The sequence below is a fragment of the Desulfovibrio sp. genome, from assembly GCF_047607245.1.
In the GTDB taxonomy this organism is placed as follows: Bacteria; Desulfobacterota; Desulfovibrionia; order Desulfovibrionales; family Desulfovibrionaceae; genus Desulfovibrio.
The window spans coordinates 1-9,057 of record NZ_JASGDK010000058.1 but is presented as its reverse complement, the minus strand read 5'-3'; the positions used below and the strand labels follow the sequence as shown (position 1 = coordinate 9,057).

The 9,057-nt window shown below is 50.6% G+C and carries 8 protein-coding genes; 7 read left to right on the top strand and 1 reads right to left on the bottom strand.

All coding sequences use genetic code 11. From position 1 onward, the window contains the following. From QM579_RS04200 to QM579_RS04175, 6 genes are all read left to right on the top strand, one after another. A partial coding sequence (locus tag QM579_RS04200; protein ID WP_414997956.1) for a tetratricopeptide repeat protein occupies positions 1-967 on the top strand: 967 nt, incomplete at its 5' end. A gap of 168 nt (positions 968-1,135) precedes the next feature. Beyond that, a complete protein-coding gene (locus tag QM579_RS04195; RefSeq protein WP_414997955.1) occupies positions 1,136-1,879 on the top strand; it encodes a DUF4851 domain-containing protein in 744 nt (247 codons plus the stop codon). 335 nt (positions 1,880-2,214) lie between these two features. Beyond that, positions 2,215-2,613 (top strand): MucR family transcriptional regulator, encoded by a 399-nt coding sequence (locus tag QM579_RS04190; protein WP_414997954.1) that lies wholly within the window; start codon positions 2,215-2,217, stop codon positions 2,611-2,613. Positions 2,614-2,729: 116 nt separating this feature from the next. Next, positions 2,730-3,788, top strand: a complete 1,059-nt coding sequence (bioB, locus tag QM579_RS04185; protein WP_414997953.1) for a biotin synthase BioB — start codon at positions 2,730-2,732, stop codon at positions 3,786-3,788. Next, positions 3,772-5,898, top strand: a complete 2,127-nt coding sequence (gene bioA, locus QM579_RS04180; RefSeq protein WP_414997952.1) for an adenosylmethionine--8-amino-7-oxononanoate transaminase — start codon at positions 3,772-3,774, stop codon at positions 5,896-5,898. Before bioB ends, bioA begins: the two co-directional genes overlap by 17 nt. After that, positions 5,895-7,259, top strand: a complete 1,365-nt coding sequence (locus QM579_RS04175; RefSeq protein WP_414997951.1) for a sodium:solute symporter family protein — start codon at positions 5,895-5,897, stop codon at positions 7,257-7,259. The genes bioA and QM579_RS04175 overlap by 4 nt, the downstream gene beginning before the upstream one ends. A gap of 147 nt (positions 7,260-7,406) precedes the next feature. Here QM579_RS04175 and QM579_RS04170 read toward each other — a convergent pair whose 3' ends face one another. After that, positions 7,407-7,787, bottom strand: coding sequence for a hypothetical protein (locus tag QM579_RS04170; RefSeq protein WP_414997950.1), 381 nt, complete (start codon positions 7,785-7,787; stop codon positions 7,407-7,409). 348 nt (positions 7,788-8,135) lie between these two features. Here QM579_RS04170 and QM579_RS04165 point away from each other — a divergent pair. Beyond that, a partial coding sequence (locus QM579_RS04165; protein ID WP_414997949.1) for a formate--tetrahydrofolate ligase occupies positions 8,136-9,057 on the top strand: 922 nt, incomplete at its 3' end.

The following is a 9,057-nucleotide window of genomic DNA, read 5'->3' as shown; positions in this document are numbered from 1 at the left end:
TCTTATATGGGAAGCCTTTCAGAAAGAGTTGTCCAATTCGTTGGCCGAAAACAACTACGGGCGCATCCTTATCCTCTGGAATGGGTTTCCCTTGGTTCGCGAGCGGTATGGCAACCCGGATCCACGCATGCGCTTTGTTCTTGCACAGGGCCTGCTTGAACGCGGTGATGACGCTGCCGCTCTGGCTTTGCTTGCGGATTTTTTGAAAAGCCCGATGGATCCCAACTATGGGGAAGCGGCCTTTACCGAATTTTTCAACCGCTATCTCAAAGCTGGCGCATGGGATAAAGTGCTGGATCTTGGCAAGCTTGTTTCTACCTGGCCTATGAACAAGCAGTTACGGAACCAGCTTGACTATGCTATGGCGCTGTCTGCCCAGAATCTCAATCTTACTGGCCCTGCACTGGCCATGTGGGCACAACTGCTTGAAAAACAGGATATTCCTCTCTATCAGCGGGCGTATGCCGCATACTTCTTGGCACGCGACGCTGAAGACAGAAAGGATATAAAGAATGCCTACGCCCTGAACCGTAAAGTTCTTGAGCTGTTCACTCGGCTTCAAGAAGAGCGTTCGGACAAGGCTGACCCCCAACGAATCAAGGATGCCCTGGCCGCGCTTATGGATATAAGTGAAGTGGCCAACCGGGTGCCTGAGGCCCTTGAATGGGTTGAGCGCTATAACCCCTATGCTCCTCCGCAATCACCTGAGTACCCAGGGCTAAGATTTCGCGAAGCACGGCTTTACCGCAAGCTTGGCGATGCAGCTCGCGCTCAGGCTTTGTTAGAAGATGTTGTACGCAATTATCCTAATTCGCCTTTTGCCCAGGCCGCTGCGGGAGAATTGCGTACTTTTGAGGTGTCGCGCGACCTGCAAAGCTATTTGCCTGGCGGCGCGTCGGCCCCACAATCCCCATCGGCTCAGCAGCCTGCTCAAGCCCAGAGCCAGGGAACGCCAGCAGCCCAATAACAACAGCTTTTATTGTCTTTTTTTGTAAAAATAACATTCTGTTAACGGTATTTCGTTGCTGATGCGCGTTGCCAGCCATGCTGGCATCGCATATGCTGCCTTATGAACTTCATGACGATGAGCATTTGGTCAGAATGTCGGTAATGAATAATGACAAAAGAGGTAATTATGAAGAATTTGCGTCTACTTTGTCTTGTAGTGCTCCTCGTGGCACTTGTTACCGGCTGCAACGCTGGCTTGCAACGTGGAATGGTTGGGCCTGTCTATGTATCAACAGCGCGTCCAGCAATCAGTTTGACGGCAAAAGACATGCCGTTGCTGGCGGGCGGGCAGGGGCAGTGCAATCTTACCTGGACAAGCGTTATGGGCGGGTTGCCGGTATCTGTATGGCTGGCAGCCTATGGACAGGGAACCCCGCAGTCGCCGATGGCAATTGTAGCACAGGCTGAACTGCCGCAAAGCTGGTACTGGAATAGTGACTCCACTCCTCCTTTCAGCGTTGATCACGCAACTGAAATAATTGGCGAAACAGAATTCTCAGCCAGTACCTTTATTGTTGATGGTTCCCGTGATCCCTTTATGCAGTTGGCTGGTGTACAGCCTGAAACGCCACCAGTGCGTTGGCTTGTGCGTGGCTTTACAGCCCGCTTCAACTTTAATGCAGACAAGATTATATTGGAATACAGGGAACCCCTTCCCGCACAAATGGGCTTTCTTGACGTGCTCACCATTGCCCAGACTGACCAGTTGAAGGCCTTTGAAGAACGGGCAAGAAATGTGTTTGTTGTTGGTCAGGTACCCGAAAGTTTGATCGGGCTTAAGGATTCATACCTGAAAAACGTAAGCTGGCAGTTTATGGATCAGCGTTTTCTGGGTACTGTATCACGGTTTGATGTCTTCAAGGGCAACTGATTTATTATTAATAATTAGTTTTATTGCAGCAAAAAACAATGGCAACAGCCCTTCAAAACTGGTGTTTTGAAGGGCTGTTGTACGTTAAATCATGATATTTTGTGTGGAGTTTATTACTCTATTGCACCATAAGAGGCAATATGTTCAAAATACCTACAATAATGTTTGCCAAATGATTTTTTAAATACGCATTAGTACATTGACGAAATAATAAGCCCTGTGTATGTTCTGCCAATTGGGAATGTGGATTAAAAAAAACAGATCTGTTTTGAATATAAGCGCGCCCCCCATTGTTGCGCGTTTGGCGGATCATAAAGACGACCTAAGGGGTAACTATGGACGACTATTTGAAAGAAGCTCTGGAAATTACCAGGGCACAGGCCGGTGTGCGTGTGATGAGCGAAGAAGAGATAGCTACCTTCATTCAGAGGGTTGCTCTCGGTATCCGCGCAGTGGCTGAAGGTGAAACCCCAGCTGAAATGGACAGCCTTGAAATGGCTCAAGAAGCCCGCAAGTCTGTTAAAGAAAAATCCGTGACCTGCCTTGAATGTGGCAAAAGCTTCAAGATTTTGACCAAGCGTCACCTCGCCGGACACAGTATGTCCACTGCAGAATACCGCGAAAAGTGGGGCTTCAAGAAAGACGCTCCCCTTGTTTGCAAAGCTCTGCAGCGTGAACGTAGAAAGAAGATGAAGGATATGAAGCTGTGGGAAAAGAGGCGTAAAGCCCAATAGCTTACAGGCCCGCCGCTCAGGCGGGCTTTTCGTTGTGGAGCTGGCGGTCTCAAAACTACGCTATCGCTCTTTCAATTATGTTTTCCCTCGTTATCTGGCATTGAACAGGCTGTTTTGTGCGCAACCTTAATGCGTTCAGAACGGCCTGTATCTTCACAAATAACCACATTGAAAAATCCATAGCACTTATTCGCGTGTGCTATTTCAGGTTTAAGGGTCTAGCTATGACTTTATTTACACCGGCAAATACTCCTGCTGAAGCTTTGAAGCTTTTGTCAATTCGAGATAATGAGCTGTTTGCCAGCGCAACTAAACTTCGAGCTGCCACTTTTGGCAATAAGGTGACCCTCTGCGCTATCATTAACGCACGTAGCGGAAACTGCGGGATGGATTGCCGCTTCTGCTCGCAGAGCAGGCACAACCATACCCCCATTGATATTTTCTCCTTACTGCCTGCGGATGAACTCCGTGAACGTATCCTGGCGCTGGTCGAGCAACCTGTGGCCCGCATTGGTGTTGTGACCAGTGGGGGTGCTCTTAGTGGTGAAGAATTCGAACGCCTGCTGGAAGTTCTGCGCTCATTGCCCGAACATGCGCTCGAACGCGTTTGCGCCTCTCTCGGCAGGCTCAGTGCTGAGCAGCTTAAACAGTTGACTGATGCCGGGCTTGACCGATTTCATCACAATCTTGAAACTTCCCGCCAATATTACCCCAACATTTGTTCAACGCAAACTTGGGATGAACGCAAAGACACTGTACTTCGTGTCCATCAAGCTGGCATGACAGCCTGTACAGGCGGCCTGTTTGGCCTTGGTGAAAGTTGGCAGGATCGTATTGATTTCGCTTTCAGTCTTAAGGAATTGGGGGTGGGGCATGTTCCCATCAACTTCCTCCATCCGCATCCTGAAACCCCTCTTGCCAGCCGGGAACCTCTCTCTGCGAGTGAAGGCCTTCGTATCATTGCGCTTTTCAGACACATCCTGCCTACGGCTACCTTGCGTGTGTGCGGTGGAAGGCCTCTTGTGCTCGGGCAAAGACAAAATGAAATTTTCGCTGCTGGCGCAAATGCGCTTATGACTGGCGACTATTTGACCACGCATGGACGCGGCCTGATTGATGATCTTGCGATGATTCAGGCTCTTGGATTGGAGATCGACTGTGACAAACAGTACTGAGCATGGCCCCTTGCCATCTGACGGCAAACCGCTTCTTGGAATTTTTGTAGCTGGTTCAGGCACTGATGTCGGCAAGACTGTATGCACTGGCGCTTTGTTGCGCGAATTGCGGCAGGCAGGCTTTGCCGTGCAGGCTGTCAAACCCATACAAACTGGGGTGTTGGCAGCAGAAGTTGAATCTTCCGAGTTGTCTGATGCAAGCTTCTATGGCAAAGCCCTTGAAGGAGTAGAGCCTTTAGAAGGGTTGCAGGCGGCCGCTGTGCTTCATTGTTTTGGTTTGCCAGCCTCTCCCCACCTTGCTGCGGCCAAAGAAGGAAAGCGACTGGATTGTCAAAACCTGCGCAAGGACATTCTCAGTCACTGGGATGCTGTTTCAGCCAAAGCGCTTCTATTGGAAGGAGCGGGGGGACTGCATGTTCCTCTTAATGAAGACGAGGACATGCTGGACCTTATGGGCATGTTGGGGTTGCCTGTTTTTCTTGTTGGCGGCAACTATCTTGGTGGCCTCAATCATATTTTACTTTCTGTTGAAGCAATACTGTACCGAGGTTTGTCTTTGACAGGTATAGCGCTAGTGCCAGCCTCTGACCCTGCAATGGGTTGCCCCGGAGTTGATGTGGCGGGATTGCTGGCAGACAACGCTCACATAATACGAAAAAAGCTCGAACGCCTTGGCTGTACGGCTCCTTTGGTTGAAATTTCTCGGGTAAAAAAGTTGAATCAGGCCGGGTGGGAAGAGCTGGCTTGTCAGCTCAGACCAGCAGCAAGGCGTATAGCCAGCAATTGGTCGACTTCAGGCCAAGAATTTGCAGCGCAGCTGTCGGAAGAAGAAAGCCTTGTGCAACGGGACAGAAGCTCAGTCTGGCATCCCTATGCATCAGCTACAGCTTATCCTCCCCTTAACGCGGTCAAACGCACATTCAGCAATCGTATCGTGCTTACAGACGGGAAAGAGCTTGTTGATGGCATGTCTTCCTGGTGGGCGGCCATTCACGGATACAACCATCCCCGTCTGCTTGATGCCCTGCATGCCCAGGCCGGGCGCATGCCGCACGTAATGTTTGGCGGCCTTACGCACGAACCTGCTGTGGCTCTGGCTGAGCGATTACTTGATATTATGCCTGACGGACTTGAGCGGGTGTTTTTTGCTGATTCCGGATCAGTTGCTGTTGAAGTGGCTTTGAAAATGGCTCTTCAATATCAGCAGAGCAGTGGACAAACACAGCGCACTCGTTTTTTGACGCCACGCAGAGGCTATCACGGCGACACCACTGGAGCCATGTCCGTTTGCGATCCTGTGACTGGCATGCACAGCCTTTTTGCAGCGATGCTGCCGGAACAGCTTTTTATGGAGCGTCCCTCCTGCCGGTTTGACCAGCCCTTTGATCCCGCATGCCTGAATGATGCCCGTCAGATGTTGGCTGTGCATGGCAAGGAAATCGCAGCAGTTATTCTGGAGCCAATAGTGCAGGGGGCAGGGGGGATGTGGTTTTATCATCCCGAATACCTGCGCGGATTGGCCCAGCTGTGCCGCGAGGCTGACACACTTTTAATATTTGATGAAATTGCCACTGGTTTTGGTCGCACGGGTAAAATGTTCGCTGCTGAATGGGCGGGGGTTCAACCTGATATTCTGTGCTGCGGCAAGGCTCTTACAGGCGGAATGCTCACTCTGGCCGCCACGGTTTGCAGTGGCCGTGTTGCTACGGGCATTTGTAAGGATGGCGGCGTTTTCATGCATGGCCCCACATTTATGGCTAATGCTTTGGCCTGTGCAGTAGCTGGCGCCAGTCTTGATGTACTTGCATCTGGCCATTGGCAGCAACAGGTAAGCGGCATTGAGTCTGCGCTGCGTGAAGGTCTTGCCCCATGTCAGAGCTTGCCTGGTGTCGCAGATGTGCGTGTTCTTGGAGCAATCGGTGTTGTTGAAATGCTTGAGCCTGTTAACACACACTCGCTACAGAAATTTTTCGTGAATGTGGGGGTGTGGCTACGCCCCTTCAACAGACTTATCTACCTCATGCCACCCTATGTGACGCCCAAAGAAGATGTGTTCAGGCTCTGCGCCGCAATAGAAGGAGCCTTGCGCCAAGGAGCGCACCTGTCGTGATTTTTTTACTCGTTTATGTAGCAGTACTGTTTTTGCATGCGTGGCTGACAGCAAGGCGCAGCCCTGACAGGGATACCTATTTTGTTAACGGACGCCGCAGCTCTGCAAGGTTGGTTGCCTTGTCCATAGTCGCTTCCTGTGTAGGCGGTTCCGCCACGATGGGAATGGCTGGTCTTGCGTGGCAGGTGGGCACACCTGCCATCTGGTGGCTGATGTCAGGTTCGCTTGGGTTGATTCTTTTAAGTATTTTTCTTGCTCGCAAGGTACGCGGCAGTGGCGCTATGACCATGCCGGAAATGCTTACAACATTTCTCGGCGCTCCCAGCCGTGCGCTGGCTTCTGTCATTATTGTTACGGCATGGTTGGCAATTCTTGCAGCTCAGTTCAGTGCGCTGGCTACCATCATAGCCCCTTTGGCGGGTATTGATAAAAATGTGGCAATGTTTGTGGGCGCAATCGTATTGGTTGGTCATACGCTGGCGGGCGGTCAGGCCTCAGTAATGAAAACAGACCTCTGGCAGTTCAGTATTCTGTTGCTTTCACTTATGGTGGCTCTTTTGTTCACACTTCACCTTGGTGGAGGACAGGCCCTTGCCACTGTAAAACTGGAAGTTTTCAATGAGCAGTTCCCCATATCAAAATTGCGCTATTTTCTTTTGATTCTTGGCGGAAGTTATGTGGTTTGCCCCATGCTTTTTGGACGTCTGCTTACTGCTCGCAACGAGCAAGCGGCACGCAGAGGTGGGCTTTGGGCTGCAGCGGGGCTTACACTTACAGCTGCGCTGATTGTGGCTCTTGGCATATCCTGTCGTGATCTTGTGCCTGTAGGTACGCCTCCGGAGCAGGTTTTGACCACAACATTGCTGATACATTTGCCTTCCTGGGCGGCAACGCTCATTCTGCTGGGGATTTTCAGTGCCATTTTTTCCGCTGCTGATTCGTGCCTGCTTACTGCAGCCTCTGTGTGCAGCAATGACATATTGCGCCGCCCGGGAGTAATGACCTGCCGTCTTTGCCTTATTTTTCTTGGTGTTATGGGTCTTATTCTTGCTTTGCCAGGCAAAGGGATTCTGTCTTTGCTGCTGATGGCCAACGATATCTATGTATGCGGCGTCGTGCCCCCCGTTTTTGTGGGCATGCTTTTGCATAACAAGGCGCATTTTCACCCGTGGGGCATGGCAATAGCCATTCTGGGAGGAGGCCTCCTTGGATTGACTGCTGCGCTTACCGGCGTCAGTGACTGGAGTTTTGCTGGCCTGATATTTTCGCTGCTTATGAGCCTTGCGTCTGCCCGCCGCCTTTCTCTCCCCGCACGGAAGGAGGCAATGGCATCGGTAGACCCCGGAATATCAGCCTCGTAGCTGTGGCATCAGCCAGCTCGGCGACATCCATAATTTTTTCAAGCAGCTCAAGAAGGTAAAAGCGGTCATTTTCGCAGCCGTCTTTAAAGTCGTCTTCCAATTGGCCGGAATTGATGTAGGCTTCTAAGTTTTCCAAGTCCTTTACAGTCAGCATGAACAATCCTTCGCAGTTTGCTTTAACCTTGCTATACATTTTTCCGTGAGGGAATCGGCGAGGCTGAGCACTCGCTCTATTTCTTCTTTGGTGATACAGTCAAAATGAATGCCAGCACTCACACAAACGGTGCAATTTAGCTCGGTTGCCATGCGGTGGGCCATCTGGGCCGCTAACAAATCTTCGCGGTGCCCGGGGAGAGTAAGCAACTCATTCTGATTTTTTTTATTTGTGGCATCGTGTGAACACGGGCTGGCCAAGGCAACAGCTCCAATATGGGCTTGACCTCCACTACACATGACCTGTAGGTCTCGCCCTTGGTGCAGTACCTGCAGTGTAATGGCAAGTCTGCCATGTTTGGCGGTCAGACGCATGGGCTCCCTCGTATGTATCTATTTGCTCAAATGAGCAGCCTGATCAACTTAGCGTAGGGGGCGTTGCCTCGCAAGCAGGATCACGTGGCGTACAAATCACATTTTTGTATATAACATAATTGAATATGCCAATTTAATATATGTTAGCAAAAATGAGCACATGATTTTAAATAAATATGAATGTGCATTTTTATGACACCATAATTGTTGAACAAAGTATAATGGTGTTTGAAATATTAAATGCAGATTTACTATTTGGTGAAATTTCTTCAAAGATTATTTGCATTGGCTGCTAGCCTTTGCGCCTGAGCATAAAATTTAAATAACAAACCATATTCTGGAGTTGCTATGACGCTAGATCCAACAAAGAATCCCGATTGGAAGATTGCCCTGGATGCTGAAAGCCGCATGAAGACAATTGAAACGCTGGCATCTGAATTGGGCCTTGAGAAGGCGGAGTTGCTGCCCTATGGGCATTATATGGGGAAAATTGAGCAGCATGCAGTGCTGCGCCGCCTGGAAACCCGACCCAACGGTAAATATATTGATGTCACCGCGATCACGCCCACCCCACTGGGAGAAGGTAAATCCACAACAACCATAGGTCTGGTACAGGGGCTTGCCAGACGTGGCCAGCGCTCTTCAGCGGCTATCCGCCAGCCATCCGGTGGCCCTACTATGGGCATGAAAGGTTCCGCCGCCGGAGGAGGTCTTTCGCAGTGCATCCCTTTAACGCCGTATTCGCTTAATTTCACGGGAGATTTGCATGCAGTGAGCGCTGCCCACAACCTGGGTATGACAGCTCTTACCGCCCGCATGCAGCATGAGCGCAATTATGATGACGCCACGCTTGAAAAGCTTTCAGGAATGGCCCGTCTGAACATTGATCCCACGCGCGTCAACACAGGCTGGGTAATGGATTTTTGTGTTCAGGCGCTACGAAACATCATTATTGGCATAGAGGGGGACGGGCGCCGTAATGACGGCTTCATGATGCGTTCGCATTTTGACATTACCGTTGCTTCTGAAGTCATGTGCATTCTCTCCATCGCTCGCGATCTTGGCGATTTGCGTGAACGCATGGGGCGTATGGTGCTCGCGCATGATCGTAATGGCAAGCCTGTAACTACGAGCGATCTGGGCGTTGCCGGAGCCATGACCGCATGGCTTGTTGAAGCCGTGAAACCCAACCTTATTCAGACCATCGAAGGCCAACCGGTTTTTGTACATACCGGGCCGTTTGCCAACATTGCCCTTGGGCAAAGTTCGG